General features: G+C 66.9%; 23 protein-coding genes. 12 read left to right on the forward strand and 11 right to left on the reverse strand.

The features are described from left to right. Positions 1-30: 30 nt before the first annotated feature. The 4 genes from Q8M13_RS17160 to acnA form a co-directional block, all read right to left on the reverse strand. Positions 31-366, reverse strand: a complete 336-nt coding sequence (locus Q8M13_RS17160) for a DUF2794 domain-containing protein (RefSeq protein ID WP_305301311.1) — start codon at positions 364-366, stop codon at positions 31-33. A gap of 161 nt (positions 367-527) precedes the next feature. Then, a complete protein-coding gene (locus Q8M13_RS17165; RefSeq protein ID WP_305301313.1) occupies positions 528-1,529 on the reverse strand; it encodes a sensor histidine kinase in 1,002 nt (333 codons plus the stop codon). A gap of 536 nt (positions 1,530-2,065) precedes the next feature. Continuing rightward, positions 2,066-2,758, reverse strand: coding sequence for a thioredoxin family protein (locus Q8M13_RS17170; RefSeq protein WP_305301314.1), 693 nt, complete (start codon positions 2,756-2,758; stop codon positions 2,066-2,068). Between the two features lie 154 nt (positions 2,759-2,912). Then, a complete protein-coding gene (gene acnA, locus Q8M13_RS17175) occupies positions 2,913-5,600 on the reverse strand; it encodes an aconitate hydratase AcnA (RefSeq protein WP_305301315.1) in 2,688 nt (895 codons plus the stop codon). 177 nt (positions 5,601-5,777) lie between these two features. Here acnA and ccmA point away from each other — a divergent pair, with 177 nt between their 5' ends. The 9 genes from ccmA to Q8M13_RS17220 all read left to right on the forward strand — a co-directional run bounded on the left by ccmA (position 5,778) and on the right by Q8M13_RS17220 (position 11,050). Then, positions 5,778-6,410 carry a heme ABC exporter ATP-binding protein CcmA gene (ccmA, locus tag Q8M13_RS17180; protein WP_305301316.1) on the forward strand — a complete coding sequence of 211 codons (633 nt, stop codon included), beginning with the start codon at positions 5,778-5,780 and terminating at the stop codon, positions 6,408-6,410. Next, positions 6,407-7,072 carry a heme exporter protein CcmB gene (gene ccmB / locus Q8M13_RS17185; protein ID WP_305301317.1) on the forward strand — a complete coding sequence of 222 codons (666 nt, stop codon included), beginning with the start codon at positions 6,407-6,409 and terminating at the stop codon, positions 7,070-7,072. The genes ccmA and ccmB overlap by 4 nt, the downstream gene beginning before the upstream one ends. 227 nt (positions 7,073-7,299) lie before the next feature. Further along, on the forward strand, positions 7,300-7,824 hold the full coding sequence (locus tag Q8M13_RS17190; RefSeq protein ID WP_305301318.1) for a Spy/CpxP family protein refolding chaperone: 525 nt from the start codon (positions 7,300-7,302) through the stop codon (positions 7,822-7,824). An 18-nt stretch (positions 7,825-7,842) separates the two neighbouring features. Then, positions 7,843-8,409 carry a hypothetical protein gene (locus Q8M13_RS17195; protein WP_305301320.1) on the forward strand — a complete coding sequence of 189 codons (567 nt, stop codon included), beginning with the start codon at positions 7,843-7,845 and terminating at the stop codon, positions 8,407-8,409. A 9-nt stretch (positions 8,410-8,418) separates the two neighbouring features. Continuing rightward, positions 8,419-9,147, forward strand: coding sequence for a heme ABC transporter permease CcmC (gene ccmC / locus Q8M13_RS17200; protein ID WP_305301322.1), 729 nt, complete (start codon positions 8,419-8,421; stop codon positions 9,145-9,147). Positions 9,148-9,151: 4 nt separating this feature from the next. Then, positions 9,152-9,295 carry a heme exporter protein CcmD gene (ccmD, locus tag Q8M13_RS17205; RefSeq protein ID WP_305301323.1) on the forward strand — a complete coding sequence of 48 codons (144 nt, stop codon included), beginning with the start codon at positions 9,152-9,154 and terminating at the stop codon, positions 9,293-9,295. Further along, on the forward strand, positions 9,292-9,810 hold the full coding sequence (locus tag Q8M13_RS17210; protein WP_305301324.1) for a DsbE family thiol:disulfide interchange protein: 519 nt from the start codon (positions 9,292-9,294) through the stop codon (positions 9,808-9,810). Before ccmD ends, Q8M13_RS17210 begins: the two co-directional genes overlap by 4 nt. Before the next feature lie 153 nt (positions 9,811-9,963). Continuing rightward, complete coding sequence (locus Q8M13_RS17215) at positions 9,964-10,227, forward strand: hypothetical protein (protein WP_305301325.1); 264 nt, start codon at positions 9,964-9,966, stop codon at positions 10,225-10,227. A 613-nt stretch (positions 10,228-10,840) separates the two neighbouring features. After that, positions 10,841-11,050: a hypothetical protein gene (locus Q8M13_RS17220; RefSeq protein WP_305301326.1), complete on the forward strand. Its 210-nt coding sequence runs from the start codon at positions 10,841-10,843 to the stop codon at positions 11,048-11,050. Positions 11,051-11,210: 160 nt separating this feature from the next. On the opposite strand, the gene Q8M13_RS17225 is transcribed toward Q8M13_RS17220, so the two are convergent. From Q8M13_RS17225 to ftsY, 3 genes are all read right to left on the reverse strand, one after another. After that, the gene (locus Q8M13_RS17225; protein ID WP_305301329.1) at positions 11,211-11,798 is read right to left on the reverse strand and encodes a MarR family winged helix-turn-helix transcriptional regulator; all 588 of its coding nucleotides are present in this window, start codon (positions 11,796-11,798) and stop codon (positions 11,211-11,213) included. A gap of 105 nt (positions 11,799-11,903) precedes the next feature. After that, a complete protein-coding gene (locus Q8M13_RS17230; RefSeq protein ID WP_305301331.1) occupies positions 11,904-12,512 on the reverse strand; it encodes an inner membrane-spanning protein YciB in 609 nt (202 codons plus the stop codon). Continuing rightward, entirely contained in the window at positions 12,509-13,444 is a 936-nt protein-coding gene (gene ftsY, locus Q8M13_RS17235; RefSeq protein WP_305301333.1) for a signal recognition particle-docking protein FtsY, read from the reverse strand. Before ftsY ends, Q8M13_RS17230 begins: the two co-directional genes overlap by 4 nt. Positions 13,445-13,491: 47 nt before the next feature. Between ftsY and Q8M13_RS17240 the strand changes: the two genes are divergently transcribed. Continuing rightward, positions 13,492-14,124, forward strand: a complete 633-nt coding sequence (locus Q8M13_RS17240) for a trimeric intracellular cation channel family protein (protein ID WP_305301334.1) — start codon at positions 13,492-13,494, stop codon at positions 14,122-14,124. Positions 14,125-14,127: 3 nt separating this feature from the next. Here Q8M13_RS17240 and mtaB read toward each other — a convergent pair whose 3' ends face one another. Together mtaB and dapF are read right to left on the reverse strand one after the other, a co-directional pair. Next, a complete protein-coding gene (gene mtaB, locus Q8M13_RS17245; RefSeq protein WP_370870096.1) occupies positions 14,128-15,468 on the reverse strand; it encodes a tRNA (N(6)-L-threonylcarbamoyladenosine(37)-C(2))-methylthiotransferase MtaB in 1,341 nt (446 codons plus the stop codon). 14 nt (positions 15,469-15,482) lie between these two features. Beyond that, positions 15,483-16,310 carry a diaminopimelate epimerase gene (gene dapF / locus Q8M13_RS17250; RefSeq protein WP_305301336.1) on the reverse strand — a complete coding sequence of 276 codons (828 nt, stop codon included), beginning with the start codon at positions 16,308-16,310 and terminating at the stop codon, positions 15,483-15,485. Between the two features lie 83 nt (positions 16,311-16,393). Between dapF and Q8M13_RS17255 the strand changes: the two genes are divergently transcribed. Then, positions 16,394-18,472, forward strand: coding sequence for a prolyl oligopeptidase family protein (locus Q8M13_RS17255; RefSeq protein WP_305301338.1), 2,079 nt, complete (start codon positions 16,394-16,396; stop codon positions 18,470-18,472). Between the two features lie 76 nt (positions 18,473-18,548). On the opposite strand, the gene Q8M13_RS17260 is transcribed toward Q8M13_RS17255, so the two are convergent. Then, positions 18,549-20,753 (reverse strand): TonB-dependent siderophore receptor, encoded by a 2,205-nt coding sequence (locus tag Q8M13_RS17260; RefSeq protein WP_305301339.1) that lies wholly within the window; start codon positions 20,751-20,753, stop codon positions 18,549-18,551. A 138-nt stretch (positions 20,754-20,891) separates the two neighbouring features. On the opposite strand from Q8M13_RS17260, the gene Q8M13_RS17265 reads away from it, so the two are divergent. Continuing rightward, positions 20,892-21,950 (forward strand): phytase, encoded by a 1,059-nt coding sequence (locus tag Q8M13_RS17265; protein WP_305301341.1) that lies wholly within the window; start codon positions 20,892-20,894, stop codon positions 21,948-21,950. Between the two features lie 22 nt (positions 21,951-21,972). Here the strand turns inward: Q8M13_RS17265 and Q8M13_RS17270 are convergent, their stop codons facing one another. After that, positions 21,973-22,260 carry a DUF2218 domain-containing protein gene (locus Q8M13_RS17270; RefSeq protein ID WP_305301343.1) on the reverse strand — a complete coding sequence of 96 codons (288 nt, stop codon included), beginning with the start codon at positions 22,258-22,260 and terminating at the stop codon, positions 21,973-21,975. Positions 22,261-22,266 lie beyond the last annotated feature (6 nt).

A 22,266-nucleotide genomic window follows, 5' to 3' on the forward strand; every position in this document is an offset into this window, starting at 1 on the left:
CCTCTCCCGAGGGAGAGGAATGGGCCGAGCCTAGTCGACCACCCTGAACCGGCCCTTGTCGAAGAACCGCAGCACCTGTTCCAGTTCGTGACCGCGCTTCAGGATCATTCCGCCCTGACCGATGATGGACCAGGCGCCTTGCCGACGCGCCAAGGCCGGGCGCTTTTCAATGCGATAGAGCGGCTCTTCGGCGGCCCTGCGAAAGACCGAGAAGATGCAGGCTTCCGTAGTAGAGCCAATCCCGTAGTCGCGCCATTCGCCGGCGGCGACCATGCGGCCATAGAGGCTGAGAATGCGGCCGAACTCCTGGCGCTCGAAGAAAACCGGAGCCGCTTTGGGGGGCTGATATTGCGGATCAAGCGCCATGGGGCCCAAGCCTAGACCCAATCTACCGGGTTCGACAATCGGAGCCGAGAGGGTTTTGACGCTCGCCAACCCAGACGAGGGCTGGCTGAGCAGGGCGCTCAAAAAGTGGTCCTCACCAATCCTGCGCCACCAACCGCATAGCGCTTCAGGACTGAAGGGCGCTAGTCCCCTAGCCTGTCCTTCCTCATTCGGAGCGTGGCGACGAGGCCGCTTTCCTGCCAGTCGTACGATAGTGCGCCGCCTAGATCGTGGGCTATGCTGCGCGAGATCAGCTTGCTTCCAAAACCGCCCATGGTCGGGATGCTGGTAATCGCCGGACCGCCGGTTTCGGCCCAGACCACGAAGACGTCGTCATCATCCGTGGTGCTAGAGATGTCGAGTATTCCAGACTCTGACGACAGGGCGCCGTGTTTGACCGAATTGGTGGCCATCTCGTGGATGACCAAGGCGAGCGTAGTGGCGGTTCGCTCGCCGACGCCCATCCGCGGGACCGAGACCCGAATCCGGGCGGCGAAGGCGCCCTGATCATCGTAGGGGGCCAGCAAGACAGAAATCAGATCCCCCAGCAGCGCCGCCTTCCCCTGGTGGCCCGGGAGGGGGCGAACCAGGTCATGCGCTCGTCCCAAGGCGGTGAGACGCTCGGTAAGCGACTGGGCCATCTCGGCGGCCGTCGTCGTGGATTGTGAGGTGATCCGGGTCAAGCCCGCCGCGATGGAGAGCAGGTTTTTCACCCGATGGCTCATCTCCCCGGCGAGCAGTTCATGGCCTTCTTCCGCCTGCTTGCGGCCCGTCACATCGAGGAAAATGCCGAACATCACTCCATCAACGATACCTTCGTCCGCGCCCCGACCCCGCGCTGAAATCCATCGGACGTCGTCGCCCAGCATGATGCGGAAATCGATTTCGTAGGGACCAGCCACCGAACGGGTCGCCGTGAAGGCCTCGCGCACCCGATCGCGGTCAGCAGGGTGGATGTGGGCGGACAACTCCTCGAAGGCGACGTCAGTCGACCCGGCCAAGCCCCACAGTTCGAAGGCTCGTTCATCCATGGTGAATTGGTCGGTATCGACGTGCCACGACCAAAGCGCGACGCTGGCGGCGTCGATCGCTAGCCTCAGATGGTCCGGTCGCCAAATCTGGGAGACCGCTTCCTGCGCAGACAACTATTGAACTCCTTACTCATGCGAGCCCAATTGGTCATATGCGCGGCGTTTCGCCAAAGGAAGCCTGGCGGCGATCTGGCGATGGACGTTGCGCCAACGACACGGCGCCGGCGGATTCTAAAACAACCGTAACCTTCCGCCTTGGAAAGACCTTATTTCGGTCCTGCGCCCGCCTGATCCGCCCCCGATATTCTCATTGTCGGTTGGTCGGAACCTGCTGGTCCCGGATCCTGAACAGCCCCCCCAGCCCCCCTGGATCGCGGGATTTGGCCAGCCGACGCTTCTTTGTAGAGCACCCCAATGCAAGCCCGCGCGGTCCCTCCCCCCTCCCGCGCGGGCTTCGCTGTGTCTGGACTATGCTTTTCTTGAAATACGGACCTGAACCCGGCGCGGCCTAGAGCCATTCCAAATCCGCTCATCCCGGCGAAGGCCGGGACCCAGATGCAGCCCGATGCTGGCGGATAATTCTGAAATCTTGCGCTCCACGACCTGGTTCCCGGCCTTCGCCGGGATGAGCGGAGAAAAGGCAGCGCGGCCTAGTTCTTCCGGGCCGCACCCAGGATGCGGCCGCCGCCCTTGGCCTGGACCAGCACTACGGTCGATAGGCCGTCTTCACCATCATTGGGGAGGCGATAGGCGGTGGGGCGTCCGCGCCAAGCGCCGAGGCGCTTGATCTCGCGGACCACATTATGGTGGGCGACGGTCTGGCCGCGGTTGTCGCCCTTCTTGACCACCACGTCCTGCTCGCGCGGCTCGTAGCGCACCAGCCAGACCTCGGCCCCGCCGCGCGGCACCTGACCGGAGCCGACATCGACGCGGCGCGGCCCTATGAAGGCCATGTCGGGGGAAGGCGTGTCCGATTTCGCGGCCTGAGCGACCAGACGATCGACCTTCTCAGTCTGCAAGCCGCCGGCCTGGGCGCGGCCGTCGATCACCATTTGGGGCGTATAGGGCTCGCGCAGTTCCAGGCGCGCCACATAGGCCTTCTGGCGCTCGGTGAACTCCGGCTTGGCGAAGGTGTCCGACCAACCGAGATAGTCCCAATAGTCGACCGGGAAGGTGAGCGCGAGGATGCCCGACCGCTCGGCAAGCTTGCCGAGATAGGCGTTGGCCTCCCCACAGGAGGCGCAGCCCTGCGCCGTGAACAACTCGACCACAACCGGCGACTTCGCGGTCGCCGAAAGCGGCAGGGCGCACAGGAGGAGGCTGAAAAGCGCGGCCTTACGCATCGTGGCGCAATAAAGCGGACTTCCCTGCGGTTTGGGCTTCAACAAGGTGTGACCAGCGTAAGGGCCAAGGGTGGGAAACGAAGGAGGGGGCCCGCGCGGCGGGCCCCCTCCACCAGTTAGTCTCGCCCCTCCCGTGTCCGGGAGGGGCGCAGTCTTAGGCCGCCGAGCGCGCGAGGTTGCGCAGGACGTAGTTCAGGACGCCGCCGTTCTTGAAGTACTCAAGCTCGGTGGGCGTATCGATCCGGCAACGGACCGGGAAGCGGGCGATGCGGCCGTCCGACGGACGATACATCTCCACCGTCAGCTGCTTGCGGGGCGAAAGCTCCGTCAGGCCGCGGATGGTGACAATCTCTTCGCCGGTCAGGCCCAGCTTTTGCCAGCCTTCCTGGGTGAACTGCAGCGGCAGCACGCCCATGCCGACCAGGTTCGAGCGGTGGATACGCTCGAAGCTCTCGGCGATGACCGCGCGAACGCCCAGGAGCTTGGTGCCCTTGGCCGCCCAGTCGCGCGACGAACCGGTGCCGTATACCTTGCCCGCGAACACCACCGCCGGACGACCTTCCGACTGGTAGCGCATCGCCGCGTCGTAGATCGACATGACGTCGCCCGACGGGAAGTGCTTGGTCACGCCGCCTTCGATTTCCGGGGTGATCTTGTTGCGGATCCGGATGTTGGCGAAGGTGCCGCGCATCATGACTTCGTGATTGCCGCGACGCGCGCCGTAGGAGTTGTACTCCGTGGCCGGCACTTGGTGCTCACGCAGGTAGACGCCGGCGGGCGAGGTCGCCTTGATGTTGCCGGCCGGGCTGATGTGGTCGGTGGTGATCGAGTCGCCGAACACGCCGAGCACGCGGGCCTCGACGATGTCGACGACCGGGGTCGGCTCCATCTTCAGGTCCTGGAAGTAGGGCGGGTTCTGGACGTAGGTCGAGCCCATGTCCCAGGTGTAGGTCTGGCCGCCAGCGACCTTGATGCCCTGCCAGTTCTTGTCGCCCTTGAAGACGTCGGCGTAGCGGGTGGCGAACATCTTCTGGGTGACGTGCTTGCGTTGCAGCACGGCGATCTCTTCCGAGGTCGGCCAGATGTCCTTCAGGAACACCGGGTTGCCGTCCTTGCCTTCGCCGAGCGACTCCGTGGCCAGGTCGATGTTCATCGAACCGGCCAGGGCGTAGGCGACGACCAGCGGCGGCGAGGCCAGGTAGTTAGCGCGCACGTCCTGGTTCACGCGGCCTTCGAAGTTCCGGTTGCCCGAAAGCACCGAGCAGGCCACCAGGTCGCCCTGGTTGACGGCGTCGGAGATAGCTTCCGGCAGCGGACCCGAGTTGCCGATGCAGGTGGTGCAGCCGTAGCCGACCAGGTTGAAGCCAAGGGCGTCCAGCGACTTCGTCAGGCCGGCGGCCTTCAGATAGTCGGTGACGACTTGGCTGCCGGGGGCGAGCGAGGTCTTCACCCACGGCTTCACCTTCAGGCCTTTTTCGACCGCCTTCTTGGCGACCAGGCCCGCGGCGATCAGCACCGAGGGGTTGGAGGTGTTGGTGCAGGAGGTGATCGCGGCGATCACCACGTCGCCGTGGCCGACGTCGAACTTCTCACCCGCGACCGGGATACGGGCTTCGCCTTCCGGCTTGCCGAAGTCCTTGGCCAGGGCCGACTTGAATTCGGCGGCGGCGTCGGAGAGCAGCACGCGGTCTTGCGGACGCTTCGGACCGGCCAGCGAAGGCAGGACGGAGCCGAGGTCAAGTTCCAGGCTGTCGGTGAAGATCGGATCCGGATCGCCGGCCTCGACCCACATCCCCTGCGCCTTGGCGTAGGCTTCGACCAGGTCGGCGCGATGGGCCTCACGGCCGGTGGCGCGCAGATAGTCGATGGTGGCCTTGGTCACCGGGAAGAAGCCGCAGGTGGCGCCGTATTCCGGAGCCATGTTGGCGATGGTCGCCTGGTCTTCCAGGGTCAGACCAGCGAGGCCCGGGCCGTAGAACTCGACGAACTTGCCGACGACGCCCTTCTTGCGGAGCATCTGGGTGACGGTCAGCACCAGGTCGGTGGCGGTCGCGCCGTCCGGCATCGAGCCCGACAGGCGGAAGCCGATGACTTCCGGGATCAGCATCGGGATCGGCTGGCCCAGCATGGCCGCTTCAGCTTCGATGCCGCCGACGCCCCAGCCCAGGACGGCCAGGCCGTTGATCATGGTGGTGTGGCTGTCGGTGCCGACGACGGTGTCGGGATAGGCGACAGTTTCGCCCGCGTCCTCGTTCAGCCAGACGGTCTGGGCGAGGTACTCCAGGTTCACCTGGTGGCAGATGCCGGTGCCGGGCGGCACGACGCGGAAGTTGTTGAAGGCCGAGGAGCCCCAGCGCAGGAAGCGGTAACGCTCGATGTTGCGCTCGTACTCGCGCTCGACGTTCTCGCCGAAGGCCTTGGAGGTGCCGAAGTGGTCGACCATGACCGAGTGGTCGATGACCAGGTCGACGGGGTTCAGCGGGTTGATCTTTTCCGGATCGGCGCCGAGGCTGGTCATGGCGTCGCGCATGGCGGCCAGGTCGACGACGGCCGGAACGCCGGTGAAGTCCTGCATCAGGACGCGAGCCGGACGGAAGCTGATCTCGTGCTCGACCGAGCCCTTGTTGTCGAGCCAGGCGGCCAGCGCCTGCAGATCGTCGGGGCCGACGGTGGAGCCATCTTCGTTACGCAACAGGTTCTCGAGAAGCACCTTCATCGAGACGGGCAGACGCGCCACGTTCGAAAGACCGGCTTCCTCCGCGGCGCGAAGGCTGTAGTAGACGTAGGTCTTATCGCCCACCGTAAGTTCGCGGCGGGTCTTCAGGCTGTCGTTAGACGCCATATCAGGGATCCTTCCTCTGTTCGCGGCCGCTCTTGAACCACTTCGGGGATCGCGCGCTTTTCGAGGCGGACACACAGCGTTCGCCCCTGCGCCGCGTACGCCCCCCAAGGTGGCGACGGCCGCGCGCGTCATAACCCCTAGTTTCCTAACCGTCCATGCAGTGCGAGAGCACTGCGGGTGATCACGACGCTCAACATTGATGGCTTGGCCCTGCGGCGGGGCGGGCGACTGCTGTTTTCGGGCCTGAACCTGGGGCTCCAAGCAGGCGAGGCCGCGGCCCTGGTCGGTCGCAACGGCGCCGGCAAAACCACGCTGCTGCGGGCGATAGCAGGTCTGGTCGAAGCCGAGGCCGGGACTGTCGGGTTCGGCGAAATCGACGCCGGCGAGGCCCGCGCCAACCATATGCACCTGGCCGGACACCAGGATGGCCAGAAGCCGGCGCGCACAGCCTGGGAGGAACTGGCGTTCTGGGCCCGCTGGACCGGCGGAAGTGAGCAGGCCGCGCAGGACGCGGCCGCCGTGCTCGACCTGACGCGTCTGCTGGACCTGGAAGTTCGCCGCCTGTCGGCCGGCCAGCGCCGGCGGCTGTCCCTGGCGCGGCTGCTGGCCTCGCCCCGATCGCTTTGGTTGCTGGACGAGCCGCTGAGCCCACTGGACGCCGGCTGGCGCGTGCGGTTTGGCGAGATGATGAGCCACCATCTGGCGAGCGGCGGGATGATCGTGGCCGCCGTCCACGACCCCCTGCCGATTCCCGCCCGGCCGCTGGAGATCCTCGCCCCCGAGGAAGCCTTCCAGGAGCCCGGCGAATGAGCCGCGCCATGGCGCTGCTCTCGCGCGAAGTCACCCTGGCCTGGGGACGCGGCGGCGGACCTCTGGTGTCGGTCGCCTTCTATGCCGGTGTCGCCACCCTGTTGCCACTGGCGACGGGCCCGGAACCGGCCAGACTTGCGGCCATCGCGCCTGGCGCGGCGTGGGTCGCGCTGGCGCTCTCGGCCCTGCTCTCCCTCGACCGGCTGTTCGAGCGTGACTACGAGGACGGCGCTCTGGACCTGATCACCTTGTCGCCCGTGCCGCTGGAGCTGGTCTGCGCGATCAAATGCCTGGGCCAGTGGGTCGCCACCGCCGCGCCCCTGGCGTTGGCGGCGCCCTTGGCAGCCATCGCGCTCGGCGCCCAGCCCTCCCTCGCGCCGCTGATCTTCGTCTGCGCCCTGATGGGGGGCTTAGCCTTCGCCTTCGTCGGCGGCATTGGTGCGGCGCTGAGCCTGGGCGCCCGACGCGGCGGCCTGCTGACGGCGGTGATCGTGATGCCCCTGTTTGTGCCGCCGGTGATCTTCGGCGGCGGAGCGCTGGACGCCTTCTCGAGCGGCCTGCCCTGGAAGGCCGGCTTCGCCCTGCTGGCGGCCTATGCCAGCGCCGCCGTGGCGCTCGGCCCGATCGCCATGGCCGCGGCCTGCCGCAACGCCCTGAGCTAGCGGCTTCAGTTCCCCCAATCTGATCGTCATCACCGGGCTCTTGTCCGGTGATCCATAGACGCAAGCCGGCCAGGACAGTCCCCAGACGCGGTGTTTATGGATGGCCGACACAAGCGGTCGGCCATGACGATCCGGGAGGGGGAAACTAAACCGCCCATGTCGCGACGGATTCCACCCACCGCCCTCGTTCAAGCTCCTGAGGGATGTGAAGACTGGAGTTCGAAACAATGAAATTGACCCGATTGGCGCCGTTGGCGCTCGGCGGCGTCCTCCTGGCCGGCGGCTTCGCCGGATCCAGCCTGGCCCAACAGCCGCCTGCGCCCCCGCAGGGCGCGCAGGCAGGTCCGCCCGGCGGCCCGCGCGGAGGCCGCCACATGGATCCCGCAGCCATGGCGGCCAAGCATGCCGAACGCCTACGCGCGGTTTTGCAACTGCGGCCCGAGCAGGAGCCGGCGCTGAAGGCCTTCCTGGATTCCCGCAAGCCGCCGGCCGGCGCGACTGAGCGTGGACGCGGCGGACGCGAGCAATTCGCCGCCATGACCACGCCCCAACGCCTCGACGCCCAGCGCGCGCGCCTGGTGGAACGCACGGCCCGGTTCGACCAACGAGCGGCGGCGACCAAGAAGTTCTACGCCCAGCTTTCGCCCAGCCAGCAAAAGGCGTTCGACGCCATGGGCCCGCGCGGCGGCATGAAGGGCGGCGGTCATCGCGGCATGGGCGGTCGCGGCCCGATGGGCGGCGGTCACGGCTGATCGTGATATGGACGGGAGATGCTGTTCAAGGCGCCCGTCCTGACGGCCATCGCGGAGGGTCAGGTCACCCTGGCCTTCCGCAGGTGGCGCAAGCCGACCGTTCGCGCCGGCGGAACCCTGACGACGCCCATCGGCGTGCTGGCGATCGATGAGGTCGAGATCGTCTCACCCGACGTGATCGACCAGGGCCAGGCCCAGCGCGCCGGCTACGGCTCGCTCAAGGCATTGCAGGCCGATCTGCCGGGCGCAGAACCGATCCACCGGATCGCCTTTCGGCTGATCGGCGAAGATCCCCGCAAAGCCTTGCGTACAGACACCTCGCAAACCGCCCTCCAAGCCGTTGAGCATCGACTGGCCAAGCTTGACGCCAAGACCCCTTGGACCAGCGCCACCCTCGACCTCATCGCCGCCAATCCCGGCGTTCGCGCGCCAGACCTGGCTGCACGGCTTGGCCGTGAGACCCTGCCCTTGAAGGTCGATGTCCGAAAACTGAAGGCCCTGGGGCTCACCGAGAGCCTGGAGGTCGGCTATCGGCTGTCGCCCCGCGGCGAGGCTCTTCTTGCAGCGCGGCGCTCCGGAGGCTAATCCGCACCCATGATCCCGGCGCCGGCCTTCCTGTCGAATCCTGAGCGGTTCATGGCCTTTTCGCGTTGGGCCGCGCCGATGTTCGGCGCCATCGCGGTGATCCTCGCCATGGCCGGCCTCTGGCTCGGCTTCACCGCTCCCGAGGACTACCAGCAGGGCGACACCGTCCGCATCATGTTCATCCATGTCCCGGCCGCCTGGATGAGCATGTTCGTCTATGTCTGCCTGGCCGGCGCGAGCTTCCTATCCCTGGTCTTCCGCCACGCCCTGGCCGATGCAGCGGCCAAGGCCGCAGCGCCGCTCGGCGCGGCCTTCACCTTCCTGGCGCTAGCCACCGGCTCCCTCTGGGGACGACCAATGTGGGGCGCCTGGTGGGTATGGGACGCGCGCATGACCTCGGTGCTGGTGCTGTTCCTGTTCTACCTGGCCTATATGGCGCTGCGCGCCTCGCTGGACGACGAGGCGAAGGCCGCACGCGCCGCCGCGATCCTGGCCCTGGTCGGGGCGGTGAACCTGCCGGTGGTCAAGTTCTCGGTCGATTGGTGGAACACCTTGCACCAGGGCGCCTCGGTGTTCCGCAAGGACGGCCCGGCGATGACTTCCGAGTTCCTGTGGCCGCTACTGCTGATGGGCCTGGCCTATATGGCCGCCTTCGGCTCGCTGTGGCTGGTGGGCATCCGCGCCCAGGTCTGGCGCCGCCGCGCCGAAGCCGCCGCCCTGCGCGCGGCCAGGGGTTAGACACATGCTCGATCTCGACGCCGGCGCCTACGCCGCCTTCGTCTGGCCCGCCTATGGCCTCACCGCCCTGATCTTCGTCGCGATGCTCTGGTTTTCCCTGGCGCAGTCGCGCCACTGGCGTCGACGCGCCGAGAAAGACGACAAATGAACCGCTGGCTCGCAATCGCACCCCTGGCCGCTCTCGTGGCTCTGGGCCTGCTGTTCGGCCTGTTCTCCCTGAAGCGCGATCCTCAGGTGAAGCCGGACGCACTGGTCGGCAAGCAGCTTCCCGACCTGGTGCTGCCGACGCTCGACACCGGCCGACCGATCCGCCTGCTGGACGCCGCCGCGCCGGCCCCGGTGCTGGTCAACATCTTCGCCTCCTGGTGCGCCCCCTGCGAGATCGAGCATCCGGTGCTGGTCGATCTGAAGAAGCAAGGCGTTCGGGTGGTCGGCGTCGCCTACAAAGACGCCCCCGAAAACACCAAGGCCTTCCTGGGCCGGCTGGGCGATCCCTATGCGGAGCGGCTGGTCGATCGCGACGGACGGGCGGGGATCGAACTGGGGGTGACCGGAGTGCCGGAGACCTATCTGGTCGGCGCTGACGGCAAGGTCCTGGCCAAGCACACAGGCCCCCTCACCGCTCAAACCGCCCGCGATCTGCTGGCGAAAGCCCAGCGTTAACCAAGCGCGAATTAACCAAGTTTTTCATGGTTAACGGGCGCGCAAACCCCGCCCCCACAACGGATCTCGAAATTAACCATTCGGCCGTTAACTAATTTTTGAGACGGCGCCTATCAGGTTCGGCGAAGGCTCTGTTAACCATAAAGCGCGCCCGTGAGCACGATCCGTCCGCCGATCTTTCCGACGACCCAGCAACCGGTCCAGGCGCAGCCTTCGGCTCGCGGCGCAGCGCAACGCGCCTTCTTCGCGGCCGCCACCGGCGCGCCCGCCGTCGCCGCGCAGCCGCGCGCAGCCGCGCAATCTCAAGCTCAGCCTCAGGCGAGCGCAAAGCCGGTGCATCGCATGCCCTCGTCGCTGCCCGCCGACCCGCCGGAGAAGATCCTGCGGCCGGGCTCGATCCTGGATATCCGGGTTTAGGCGCCAAACCCGGCAAACGCGCCCGAGCCTGGCCTTCCGCCAGCCTCCGCTTCGTGATTGGCCGCAATGGGGCTGACGAGCTAGAAGGCTGCGTGCCGTCGATAGCAACCCCTGCACGAAGAACGCCCGCAGCGCGCCTTCTCCAGGTGCTCCTCGTCCTTTCATGGACGTGGTTGCTGGCGCCTCCCAGCGCCGCATTCGCCGCCGATCACGGCTCGGCCAAGTGGTCGATCGAAGGCACAACGCACTACTCGCACCATCTCTCGCCGCGTGCGCAGTTCGCATGGGGAGTTCGCAACGACGAAGCCCCTGGACCAGTCTCGCTGCCTGTCCTCGGCGGCGTCGATGCACTGTTCGCGCATCGGCGGACTGAAAGCGCGTTAGAGACGCTGGCGCCGCCCTGCGCCTCCGTGATCGCCGCGCGTCCCAAGACCAGCTTCAGAGCCCGCGAACCCCCCTCCGCCTCCTAGCCCCAGCCCAAGACACATCCGGCTTCAAAAGCTCGCCCCTCGGGCAGAGCCTTCTGGGAACTATGGAAGATGACAATCAATTACGCGGCCGCGCAGCCGCCCCCTTCGCATGCGCGCCAATCGTTCGGACGGGGAGGCGTCGCATGCCTCGCCATCTGAAACTGTTCCTGTTCGCGCTTCTGGGTGGCGGCGTGCTGTTTCTGCTGTCGCTCGGCAAGGCCGACGCCTTCAGCCTGACGGCTCGCCTCGTATTTTCCGGGCTTGGCGGCTTGGGCCTGTTCGTTGGCTGGTCCCTATTCGCCAGACCTGACGAGGACGAAGCCCCCGTCGACGAGGAAAGCGACCTGGTCTGACGGGGGAGCGAGGCGCGCGCTCTTTCCCCGCGCGCCTCGCTCGAGCCGGCCGCCGCCAGCGCGGCGCCGAGCAGAGGCAGGCGGCGCGGCCTCGGCACAGACTGCGGGTGGCGGTTCCAGACAGCCGCCGGACGGCTTCCGGGATGACACGCCTTGAGCCCTAGGCGGCCTTCTTCAGCTTCTTCTTTTTCGGCTTGTCGGCCTTGGCCAGCTTGGCCGCCTTCTTGGGCTTCTCGGCCTTGGGCTTCTTCTCGGGCTTGGGAACCACGAGGATCGGGGCGCCGGTCTGCTCTCCCGCCGAGATCAGGTCGCGCAGGCTGCCCACCAGCGCCTCGCGCTTGGTCGCCGAGAGCAACCGCATCAGCCTGGCGTCGGCGGCCGCCATCTTGGGCCGCGCTTCCTCGAGCGTCTCGCGTCCTGCCTGGGTCAAGCTGACCGCATTGGCCCGGGCGTCGGAGGCCGAGCGCTCGCGTTCCAGCAGGCCCTTGGCGATCATCCGCGCCGCCATGTCGGCCAAGGTCGAGCGGTCAATGCCGGTGATCTTCACCAGATCGGTCTGGGTCAGGCCCTCATAGGCCTCGACGGCGCTCAGCACCGCGAACTGTCGTTGGGTGATCCCGCCAACGCCGAGTTCCTCGGCATAGATATCGAGAGCCAGTTGGAGCGCCCGATGCAGCAGATGGCTGGGCGATTTATCGAGGGCCGGAAGCCCCTTACGCGACTTGTCCTGCGACTTGGTCTTGGCCATCGGCTGACGCCCCGCTTGTCGACTTGTCCGGAACCTACCGGCCCATGGTGTCGGTTTGACGACAGATGGTCAGTGGGCGGCGCAAGCGCTAGGGGCGCGCGACAACTACTCGACGTGGGGCGGCGGCGGCTCGTCGGTCTTGGCGTACTTCATCATCAGCGGCACCTGGGCGAAGGAGAACACCACCGACAGGATCAGCAGGCCCGGGAAGCGGAACAGCACCCAGGTGGATTCCGATTGGGTGCGCCAGACGATCTCGTTCAGCACCGCCAGGGCCAGGAAGAACAGGCCATAGTTGAGGGTGAGCTTGCGCCAGCCCTCGTCGGGCATCTGCATGGCCTCGCCCATCAGCAGCTTCAGCGGGTTCTTCCGCATGGCCAGGCCGCCGAGCAGGATGACGCCGAAGGCGGTGTTCATCACCGTCGGCTTGATCTTCAACAGGCGCGGGTCATGGAAGAAGAGCGTCAGTCCCCCAAAGAACAGCGCCGCGAGCCCGCCGATCAGCGGGAACGGCGCGATCCTGCGCTCCACGACGAAGCCGATCGCCAGCCCGACCGCCGAGCCGGCGACCAACGCCCAGGTCGCCTGCACAAGGGCCTGCTGCTGCGGCATGCCCGCCGATTTCAAATAGAAGAAGGCGACCAGGAAAGCCGCGAGGCCGCCGAAATCGACGACGGCCCGCACCCATTTCCGTGCGGTGGGCGATAGCGTCATGTGTCTTCCAGGCCGACGAGGGAACGGGCGAAGGCGCGCGCCTTGAAGGGCTGAAGGTCCTCGATCCCTTCACCCACGCCGATCAATTTGATGGGGCTGTCCGAGGCCTGGGCCACGGGCACCAGCACGCCGCCGCGCGCCGTGCCGTCCAGCTTGGTCATGACGATGCCGGTCACGCCGATCTGATTGCCGAAGATGTTTTCCTGGGCCAGCGCATTGCGCCCCACCGTGGCGTCCAGCACCAGCAGGGTTTCGTGCGGGGCGTCGGCGTCGATCTTCTTGACCACGCGGATCACCTTCAGGAGCTCGTCCATCAGGCCCTGCTTGTTCTGCAGGCGGCCGGCGGTGTCGATCAACACGACATCGTAGTTCTCGGCCTTGGCCCGCTCGATGGCGTCGAAGGCCAGGCCCGCGGCGTCCGACCCGGTCGGCCGCGACATGAAGTCGGCGCGGGCGCGCTCGGCCCAGACCTTGAGTTGCTCGACAGCGGCGGCGCGGAACGTGTCGCCGGCGACGATCAGCACCTTGGCGCCGCGATTGGTGAGATCGGCGGCGATCTTGCCCAGCGTCGTGGTCTTGCCTGAGCCGTTCACCCCGATGAACAGGACGACATAGGGCTTGGGTCCCGACAGCGGATCGAAGTGGCCTTCGCGGCTTTCGAGCTCGGCGCCGATGGCCTCGGCCAGAGCTTCCTTGATCTCGCTCTCGTCGACGCTCTTGCCGAACTTTTCATCGGAGAAGCGCTGGGTGATGCGGGCGGCCGAATGCGGGCCGAGATCGGCCTCGATCAGCATCTCTTCCAGCTCGTCGAGCTTGGCTTGGTCCAGCGGTTGCTTGGTAAAGGTGGAGACCACCTGTTCCGTCATCTGCTTCGACGAGCGCGAAAGGCCGTCGGTCAGGCGCTGGAACCAGCCCTTTTTTGGTTCGGTCATGAGCCGCTTCTAGCTCGTCAATGGGTTGCGCGATAGAGGATCGAAGCATGGACGCTCTCGCCTCGGTCTTCATCTGGCTGGACTACGCCGCGGTGGCCGTCTTCGCCGCCACCGGGGCCATGGCCGCGGCCCAACGCAAGCATGACATCGTCACCTTCGGCTTCTTCGCCGCCGTGACCGGCGTCGGCGGCGGGACCATGCGCGACCTGCTGCTGGACGCCCCGGTGTTCTGGGTCACCCGGCCCGATTATCTGATCGCCTGCATGCTGGCGGCGGTGGCGGTCTGGGTCTTCGGGACCGGCCAGGCGCGGCTGAAGGTGTTGCTGTGGCTCGATGCGCTGGGCATGGCCGCCTACAGCGTGGTCGGGGCGGCCAAGGCCAGCGCGCTGGGCGTCCCGCCGATCTCGGCGATCGTCATGGGCGTGCTGACCGCCTGCTTCGGCGGCATCATCCGCGACGTCCTGGCCGATGAGCCCTCAGTGCTGCTGCGGCGCGAACTCTATGTGAGCTGCGCCCTGGTCGGAGCGAGCGTCTTCGTGGCGCTGGAGGCCCTGGGCCTGTCCGACTTCTCGGCCGGCATGGGCGGTTTCGTCGCAGCCTTCCTGGTGCGCGCTGCGGCGATCTTCTGGGGCTGGATGCTGCCGGCCTTTCCGGGGCGCGGCGGCGACAAGACCCCCTGATCGCTACTCGGCCGCTTCCAACGCGGTGGTTTCCGCGACCGCCTTGTGGCCATCGTGGCCGGTGATCCGCAGGGGAACGATAGAGCCGATGGCCGCCTCGCCGGTGAAGACGATCTCGGTGAAGTCTTCGGCCCGGGCGACGCCCGAACGCTCCACCAGACCGGTGATCGTCCGCCCGACCTGACGTTCAAGGTGACGCGCCAACGCGGCCTCGCCGGCGGCGCGCAGGCGCGCGGCGCGCTCCTTGATCACCGGACGCTGAAGCTGGGGCATGCGCGCGGCGGGCGTGCCGGGACGCGGGCTGAACGGAAAGACGTGCAGGAAGGACAGCTGCCCCTCCTCGACCAGCCGCAGGGTGTTCTCGAACATCTCCTCGGTCTCAGTCGGGAAGCCGGCGATCAGGTCGGCGCCGAAGGCGGTGTCGGGACGGACCGCGCGAACATCGGCGATCAGCTTCAAGGCGTCGCCGCGCGAATGGCGGCGCTTCATCCGCTTCAGGATCATATCGTCGCCGGCCTGCAGCGACAGATGCAGATAGGGCATCAGCCGGGAATCCTCGGCCAGGCAGCGCATCAGGTCCGGATCGATCTCGGCCGCGTCAATGGACGACAGCCGCAGCCGCGGCAGGTCGGGGACCAGCTTCAGGATCCGGGCGACCAGTTGGCCTAGCGTCGGCTGGCCCGGCAGGTCGGCGCCCCAACTGGTGATGTCGACGCCGGTCAGGACGACTTCCAGATAGCCTTGAGCCGCCAGCTTGCGGACCTGCTCGACGACCTCGCCGGCCGCGGCCGACCGCGAGTTTCCGCGGCCATAGGGGATAATGCAGAAGGTGCAGCGGTGATCGCAGCCGTTCTGGACCTCGACATAGGCCCGGGCGCGATCCTTCAGCCCGTCGATCAGGTGGCCGGCGGTCTCCCGCACGCTCATGATGTCGTTGACCCGCACACGGCCAGCGTCGGGCAAGTCTGGCGCGGTGTCGGCATAGGCCCCAGCCTGGGACTTCTCAGCGTTGCCTAGCACCAGGTCCACCTCGGTCATGGCCGCGAAGGCGGCCGGGTCGATCTGGGCGGCGCAGCCGGTGACGATCAGCTTGGCGTCGGGATTTTCCCGCCGCGCCTTGCGGATGGCTTGGCGCGCCTGGCGCACGGCCTCGTTTGTCACCGCGCAGGTATTGAACACGATGGCGTTGGACAGCCCGTCCTCGGCGGCCCGCGCGCGGATGACCTCGCTCTCATAGGCGTTGAGGCGACAACCGAAGGTGACGATGTCCACGCCGCCGGCCTCGCGCGAAGCTGCGCGCGGAACGATGGTGAAGCCACCTTCGACCGCGTCGCTCGCGGGCATGTCGTGCTCGGCGCTCACGGCAGATTTCCGGTGAAATCGACCTGGGCCGGCCCGGTCATGATCACGTGGCCGTCAGCCTCGCGCCATTCGATCACCAACTCGCCGCCGTCGAGCACGAGGGTCGCCTTGCGGTCAACCAGGCCGCGCCGATAGGCCGCCACCAGGGCCGCGCAGGCGCCGGTGCCGCAGGCCTGGGTCAAGCCCGCGCCGCGTTCCCAGACCTTCAGTCGGATGCGTTCGCGGCTGACGATCTGCGCGAAGCCGACATTGACGCCCTCGGGAAACAGCCGGTGATGCTCGATCATCGGACCGACCTCGCGCACCGGCGCGGTTTCGACGTCGGGCACGAAGAACACCACGTGCGGATTGCCCATCGAGACACAGCCTGGCGTGTGCAGGATCGGGTTGTCGATAGGCCCGACCTGAAGCTCGACGCCCCGGGTGTCCATCTCTTCTTCCAGCGGGATCTGGCGCCAGTCGAGACCGGGCTCGCCCATATCCACACTGACGATCTTGTCGCCGGCCCGGGTGGCGGTCAGCAGGCCGCCGCGAGTTTCGATCACCGCCTGGTCGGCGCCGGACGCCTCCATCAACAGCCAGCCGACGCAACGCGAAGCGTTGCCGCAGGCCCCGACCTCGTCGCCGTCGGCGTTCCAGAACCGCACCTTGGCGTCGGCGGCCTGCGAGGGTTCGATCGAGACGAGCTGGTCGCAGCCGATCCCGCCTTCGCGGTTGGCGATCGCGCGCACCTCTTCGGGCGTCGGCGCGAAGGGCGCGGATCGGGCCTCGACCACGACAAAGTCGTTGCCGAGCCCGTTCATCTTCAGGAACGGACGGCTCATGGTGCGGGGCTATATAGGGGAGAATTGACGCACGATCACCTTTGACGAGACAGATCTGGCCCAGTCGATTTATCCAGGGGCCCATGAAACTACTTTCCGTGGCGCTGGCAGGCGCCCTGCTCTCCGCCTCCAGCGCCGGCGCGCAGGCTCCGAACGCAGCTCCAGCGCAGGCCTCAGCTGACCCTTTCATCTGGCTTGAGGACATCGATTCCCCCCGAGCCATGGCCTGGGTCGAGGCGCAGAACGCCAAGACCGCAAAGCGCCTGGAGGGCGACGCCCGCTACGACCGGTTCCTCAAGGACGGCCGGGCCATCTTCACCGCCACCGACCGGATACCGCAGCCGACCTTCCGGGCCGGCGGCGTCGACAACTTCTGGCAGGACGCCACCCACACCCACGGGATCTGGCGCCATACGTCGCAGGCCTCGTTCCGTACGGCCGCGCCGGCATGGGACGTCGTGCTCGATATCGACAAGCTGGCGGCCGACGAAGGGCGCAACTGGTTCTGGAAGGGCGCGACCTGCCTGAAGCCCGCCGAGACCACCTGCCTCGTCCATCTCTCCAACGGCGGCGGCGACGCGATCGAACTGCGTGAGTTCGACACCGTGGCCAAGCGCTTCGTCGAGGGCGGTTTCCGCTCGGCCGAGGGCAAGCAGGGCGCGGACTGGATCGACTCCGGCAGCCTCGTGGCCTGGCGCGAATGGACGCCCGGCGAGGTGACCAATTCCGGCTACGCCTATGTGATCAAGATCGTGGGCCGGACCGGGCAGCCGCAGGAAATCTTCCGCGGCCAACAGACCGACGTTTCGGCCCGCGCCTCGGTGCTGCGGGGCGAGGGCAAGGTCGACGGTATCCTGGTCCAGCGGGGCGTCACCTTCTTTGAATCCGAATACAGCCTCTATGCAGGCGGCAAGCTCACCCCCATCGCCCTGCCCCGGAAGGCCGAGTACCAGGCCTATGTCGACGGCCGCATCGTCTTCACCTTGCAGGAAACCTGGAACGGCTTCAGCCCCGGCGCCCTGATCGCCTACGATCCGAAGGCGCTGGATGCGAAGCCGGTGCTGATCTTCCAGCCCGGCCCGCGCCAGGCGATTCAGAACGTCGCCGACACCAAGAACCTGCTGGCGGTCGAACTGCTGGAGGACGTCAAGGGCGCGGTCGACGTTTACGACTTCGCCGGCGGCAAGTGGGCGGCGCGCCGCCTGGCCCTGCCCAAGGACGCCACGCTCACCATCCGCTCGACCTCAGGCCAGGACGATCAACTGTTTGTCGCCGCCGAGAGCTTCCTGACGCCGAGCAGCCTGTGGCTGGCCGACGGCGCCACGGGCAAGGCCGAGCAGGTAAAGACCCTGCCGCCCCGCTTCGACGCCTCACGCGACCGGGTCGACCAGTATTGGGCGACCTCTTCCGATGGGACCAAGATCCCTTACTTCGTGGTCCGCCCCAAGACCGCCAAGCTGGACGGCTCGACGCCGACGATCATGTACGGCTATGGCGGGTTCGAGGTCGCCAAGCCGCCGGTCTACATCCCGGAGATGGGCAAGCTGTGGCTCGAGAACGGCGGCGCCTATGTGATCGCCAATATTCGCGGCGGCGGCGAGTTCGGCCCCACCTGGCACCAGTCGGTGCTGCGCGAGAAACGCCAGCTGGCTTTCGACGACTTCGCCGCGGTCGCCCGCGACCTGGAGGCGCGCAGGATCACCTCGCCGCGCCGGCTCGGCATCTACGGCCGCTCGAACGGCGGGGTGCTGACCACCGTCTCGATGACCCAGCATCCAGAGCTCTGGAACGCCGTGGTGGTCGAGAGCCCGCTGGTCGACATGCTGCGCTACCACAAGCTCTCGGCCGGGGCCTCGTGGGTCGGCGAATACGGCGATCCGGACGTGCCGGAAGACCACGCCTTCATCGCCAAGTACGACGGCTATCTGAACCTGAAGCCCGGCCAGAACTACCCCGAGCCCTATGTCACCACGAACACCCGCGACGACCGGGTCCATCCCGGCCACGCCCGCAAGTTCGCCGCCAAGCTCGAGGCGCTCGGCTACCCGTATCTCTATTACGAGAACACCTTCGGCGGGCACGCCAACGACGCCGACCCGGAGCTCAACGCCAAGCGCTGGGCCCGGCACTACGTGTATCTCAGCCAGAAGCTCATGGACTGAAGCAGCCCGCGCCGCTGCGCGGCCCCCTCACCTAACCTCTCCCCGCTGGGAAGAGGTCGGGTGAGGGGGGCGGCCTCTAGAACGCCGCGCGGAAGGTCACTTGGTAGAGCACCCCCGAGCGTTCGCTCTCGCGTTCGCTGTCGTTGATTTTTCCCGCCGCGCGGTTGGCCAGGATTTCGTCCACCGAGTCCCCGTCATAGGTGCGGTAGGTCTCGCGCTTTTCCTTATCCAGCAGGTTCATCGCCGCCAGGCGCACCACATAGCGGTCGCCGAAACGCTTCTCTACGAAGGCCTCCAGGTCCGGATCGTAGTCGACCGTCACGTCCTCATCGAGGCCGGTCTCAAAGCCCATGTCGCGATCATAGAGGCTGGCGCCGAAGCTGGCGTTCCAGGTCGGGACCGTGTGTACGAAGCCGATGTTGTAGACGTAGCTGGGCTGGTTGGTGAACGGGCGGTTCTTGCCGGTGAAGGGATCCTTCACCTCGCTGTCGAGCCAGGTGTAGTTGAAGAACAGCCCGGTGTTGGGCAGGCCGACCACGTCCAGCGGTGTCGAGAAGTCGAGTTCGACGCCCCAGGTCTTGCCTGACCCCACGTTGCGCGGCTCGTAGACCCGGCCAAGGCCCGAGGACGACACCTCGCTGGTCGCCACCAGTTCGATCAGGTCCTTGATGTCGCGATAGAAGAAGTTGATCCCGACCACGCCGCGCGCGCCCAGGCGGCGCTCGTAGCCGACGTCCAGCCCCCAGGCCGTCTCGTTGTCGAGGGCCGGGTTGCCGCGCAGATCGTCGTCGTCGATCGGCTCTTCCTCGGCCAGATACGGCGCGAGCAGATCGAAGTCCGGCCGGCGAACGGTGCGGGCGACCGAGGCGCGGAACTGGTCGACATCGGTGGGTTTGAAGGTCGCGTGCAGCGAGGGGTTCAGTTCGTCGGAGTCCTTGGACACCTTGCCCAGATCGCTGGTCACGTCGCGCTTGGCGGTCTCGTAGCGAAGGCCCGCGTCGAAGGTCCACATGTCGTTCGGCTCGAGCGTCAGCCGCACGTAGGGATCGATCCGGCGTTCCTCGACGGTGTAGACCGCGCCCGGCGCAGGATCCGGATCGCCGACGACGCCGTCGTCGATGTCGAACTCGACCTCAGAGCCGTCGCGAGTCTTTTTCAGGAAATCGACGCCGAACTTCAGGTCGGCCGCGGCGGCCTTGAACTTGTAAAAGGCGCCGGCGCCCCACTCGGTGTCCTTGATGTCCAGATCGACGTACTCGTCCAGTTCGCGGTCGGAAAAGTCCGCCTCCTCGCCCACATCGACGCTGGTCTTGGTGTCTTCCTTGTAGCGCGACCAGCTGAGGTCGAGCCCCAGCGTGCCGGGGCCGGCGTCGAACTCGCCGTCCAGGTCCAGGGCGTAGGTCTTCTGCTTGATGCGTTCGGCCTGGATTTCGAATTCGTCGAAATCGCCGCGCGGCAATTCGTTGTAGGTGAGCGAGGTCTCGTCCTCGTCACGCTTGGTGTTCACGATCAGGCCCGAGGCCCGCAGCTTGCCGCCGTCAAACCGGTGGGTGATCTCGCCGTTGCCGGAAATGTCCACGCCGTCGCGGGTGTCGCTCTGGTACTCGACATTGTCGAAGTCGCCGAAGTCGCCGTCATAGCGCAGGCTGACCTTCTGCTTGGGGTTGCGACGCCCCTGATAGTTCAGGCCCGCCCAGTATGTGGTGTCGCCCGAGGCCGTGGCGCCCGCATAGGCGATAGCCGCCGAGGGACGGACCTTGCCGTCCTCGTTGATCAAGGCCCCGGCCTTGACGAAGCCGCCCGTCAGGGTCGCGCCTTCCTTCAGCACCACGTTCAGCGAGCCGGCCATGCCGTCGCTGGGCTGGTCGGCGCGGGGGCTGCGGATGATCTCGATGCGCTCGACCAATTCGGCCGGGATGCGATCGACGAAGAAACTGCGGTCGCCCTCGCCGCCGGGCGCGCGGCGGCCGTTGATCAGGATCTGGGTGTAGCCGGGCGGTAGACCCCGCATCGAGACGCCGTCGAATTCCAGCACGTCCGAGGTGAAGGTCACGCCCGGAACGCGCTTCAGCATCTCACCGACCGAAACCGGCTCGAACCGCTGGAAGTATTCGAGGTCGTAGGAGAGCACCGGATTGACGTCGGGAGCCCGGTTGCGGAAGGCGATCTCGCCCGTCACGATCAGCTCGGACACCGGCGTGGCCGCGTCATCGGCCGCGGCCGGCGAAGCCAACAGAAGCGGCGCGATCGCGGCGCAGGCAAGCAAGGAAAATTTCGTCATCTAGTTCCCCGACCCGCGGGACGGTTGACCCGACCCCGCACAGCATGATTTGCAGCGCAGGGGATATATCTTGCGCAAGGAGTGGGGCCAGTGACGGTTTCTCGGCAATTTTCTATCAGTTTTGCGACAGTAGCCGCAATGTCTGTTCTCACCGCGTCCTGCGCGGCCATTGATCCGGAAAGCGTCTCGGACTCGGCCGGCATGACCATCGGCACGGGCGTTCCCGTCCCCGCCGCCGGCGAAACGGCGGCGGTCGGCACGCAGGTCCGCGACGCCGCCGACGACCCGGAAATCTGGGCCGACCCGCGCGATCCATCGCGCGGCGTGATCTTCGGCACGGACAAGCAGGCCGGGCTCTATGTCTACGGCCTGGACGGCAAGGACCGTCAGTTCCTGCCCGAGGGGCCGCTGAACAATGTCGATCTGCGGGACGGCTTCACGGTCACCGGCCGCGAGCAGGTGCTGGTGGGCGCCAGCGACCGCAAGCGGATGGGCATCGCCTTCTTCCTGCTCGACCCCGACAGCCTGAACGTCACGCCCTGGGGCGTGTTCCCGGTGCAGGTGAGCGAGCCCTACGGCTTCTGCATGGGCCGTCTGGGCGGCGACACCGTCGCCGTGATGGTCGGCAAGGATGGCGACATCGCCCAGTTCACGGTCACCGCTCAGGACGGCAAGCCGAACCTCATCCTGACGCGGACCTTTGCGGTCGGCTCGCAGTCAGAGGGCTGCGTGATCGATGATGCGACCGGAACCCTCTTCATCGCCGAAGAGGCCAAGGGGATCTGGCGCTACAACCTCGACCACAAGAGCGGTTCGGCCCGCACCTTGCTGGCCGGCGCGCCGTCCGAAATCCTGAAGCCCGACGTCGAGGGCCTGACCCTGCTGCGCGAAGGGGCCAAGACCTATCTGCTGGCGTCAAGCCAGGGCGACAGCGCGTTCGCGGTCTGGCGGGTCGATGGCCCGCAGGCCGACTATGCCGGCCGCTTCTCTGTAGTGGGCGGGGCCGGCGCCGATCCGGTGACCGGAACTGACGGCCTGGCCGCCCTGGGAGGCCCGGTGGGCGCGTTCCCCGAGGGTCTGATCGTGGTGCAGGACGACGCCGACACCGATGGCGAAGCGGCCTCGACCGTGCGCACGCGTCAGAACTTCAAGCTGGTCGACTGGCGGGCCGTGAAGTCCGCCCTGGCGATCAACTAGACGCCGAAGGTGTCCGCGGGGCTCAGGCCCCGCGGCGCCAATCGACGGCCATCGCAGGCTCGCGGAACGCGAAGCGCTTGAGGTGGCTTTCCATGACCTTTTCGAGCCGGTCCAGCCCCTCGACGTCGGCGGCTTGGCTGACGATCATCAAGGTTTCGGGCGAGGCGCGCATCGACGCCTCCCCCATCTCGAAGGTGATCCGGCCTTCATGGCCCTCGTAGGTGGCCGGGACCTTGTGGCCGAAGTGCTTGCAGAGTTGCACCATGTAGCGCTGGGCCTCGGCCGTGGGCATGGTGGCGCTGGATTTCATCTTGGT

The organism is Phenylobacterium sp., assembly GCF_030681155.1.
In the GTDB taxonomy this organism is placed as follows: Bacteria; Pseudomonadota; Alphaproteobacteria; order Caulobacterales; family Caulobacteraceae; genus Phenylobacterium.

What these genes read in the sequence shown, in the direction of transcription:
- Q8M13_RS17265 (WP_305301341.1), top strand. Translation starts at nt 20,892, where the DNA reads ATGTCTGTTCTCACCGCGTCCTGCGCGGCCATTGATCCGGAAAGCGTC.
- Q8M13_RS17195 (WP_305301320.1), top strand. Translation starts at nt 7,843, where the DNA reads ATGCTGTTCAAGGCGCCCGTCCTGACGGCCATCGCGGAGGGTCAGGTC.
- ccmB (WP_305301317.1), top strand. Translation starts at nt 6,407, where the DNA reads ATGAGCCGCGCCATGGCGCTGCTCTCGCGCGAAGTCACCCTGGCCTGG.
- Q8M13_RS17270 (WP_305301343.1), bottom strand. Translation starts at nt 22,260, where the DNA reads ATGAAATCCAGCGCCACCATGCCCACGGCCGAGGCCCAGCGCTACATG.
- dapF (WP_305301336.1), bottom strand. Translation starts at nt 16,310, where the DNA reads ATGAGCCGTCCGTTCCTGAAGATGAACGGGCTCGGCAACGACTTTGTC.
- Q8M13_RS17170 (WP_305301314.1), bottom strand. Translation starts at nt 2,758, where the DNA reads ATGCGTAAGGCCGCGCTTTTCAGCCTCCTCCTGTGCGCCCTGCCGCTT.
- Q8M13_RS17225 (WP_305301329.1), bottom strand. Translation starts at nt 11,798, where the DNA reads ATGGCCAAGACCAAGTCGCAGGACAAGTCGCGTAAGGGGCTTCCGGCC.
- Q8M13_RS17260 (WP_305301339.1), bottom strand. Translation starts at nt 20,753, where the DNA reads ATGACGAAATTTTCCTTGCTTGCCTGCGCCGCGATCGCGCCGCTTCTG.
- ccmC (WP_305301322.1), top strand. Translation starts at nt 8,419, where the DNA reads ATGATCCCGGCGCCGGCCTTCCTGTCGAATCCTGAGCGGTTCATGGCC.
- Q8M13_RS17230 (WP_305301331.1), bottom strand. Translation starts at nt 12,512, where the DNA reads ATGACGCTATCGCCCACCGCACGGAAATGGGTGCGGGCCGTCGTCGAT.
- mtaB (WP_370870096.1), bottom strand. Translation starts at nt 15,468, where the DNA reads ATGCCCGCGAGCGACGCGGTCGAAGGTGGCTTCACCATCGTTCCGCGC.
- Q8M13_RS17160 (WP_305301311.1), bottom strand. Translation starts at nt 366, where the DNA reads ATGGCGCTTGATCCGCAATATCAGCCCCCCAAAGCGGCTCCGGTTTTC.
- acnA (WP_305301315.1), bottom strand. Translation starts at nt 5,600, where the DNA reads ATGGCGTCTAACGACAGCCTGAAGACCCGCCGCGAACTTACGGTGGGC.
- ftsY (WP_305301333.1), bottom strand. Translation starts at nt 13,444, where the DNA reads ATGACCGAACCAAAAAAGGGCTGGTTCCAGCGCCTGACCGACGGCCTT.
- Q8M13_RS17210 (WP_305301324.1), top strand. Translation starts at nt 9,292, where the DNA reads ATGAACCGCTGGCTCGCAATCGCACCCCTGGCCGCTCTCGTGGCTCTG.
- Q8M13_RS17240 (WP_305301334.1), top strand. Translation starts at nt 13,492, where the DNA reads ATGGACGCTCTCGCCTCGGTCTTCATCTGGCTGGACTACGCCGCGGTG.
- Q8M13_RS17190 (WP_305301318.1), top strand. Translation starts at nt 7,300, where the DNA reads ATGAAATTGACCCGATTGGCGCCGTTGGCGCTCGGCGGCGTCCTCCTG.
- Q8M13_RS17255 (WP_305301338.1), top strand. Translation starts at nt 16,394, where the DNA reads ATGAAACTACTTTCCGTGGCGCTGGCAGGCGCCCTGCTCTCCGCCTCC.
- Q8M13_RS17220 (WP_305301326.1), top strand. Translation starts at nt 10,841, where the DNA reads ATGCCTCGCCATCTGAAACTGTTCCTGTTCGCGCTTCTGGGTGGCGGC.
- ccmD (WP_305301323.1), top strand. Translation starts at nt 9,152, where the DNA reads ATGCTCGATCTCGACGCCGGCGCCTACGCCGCCTTCGTCTGGCCCGCC.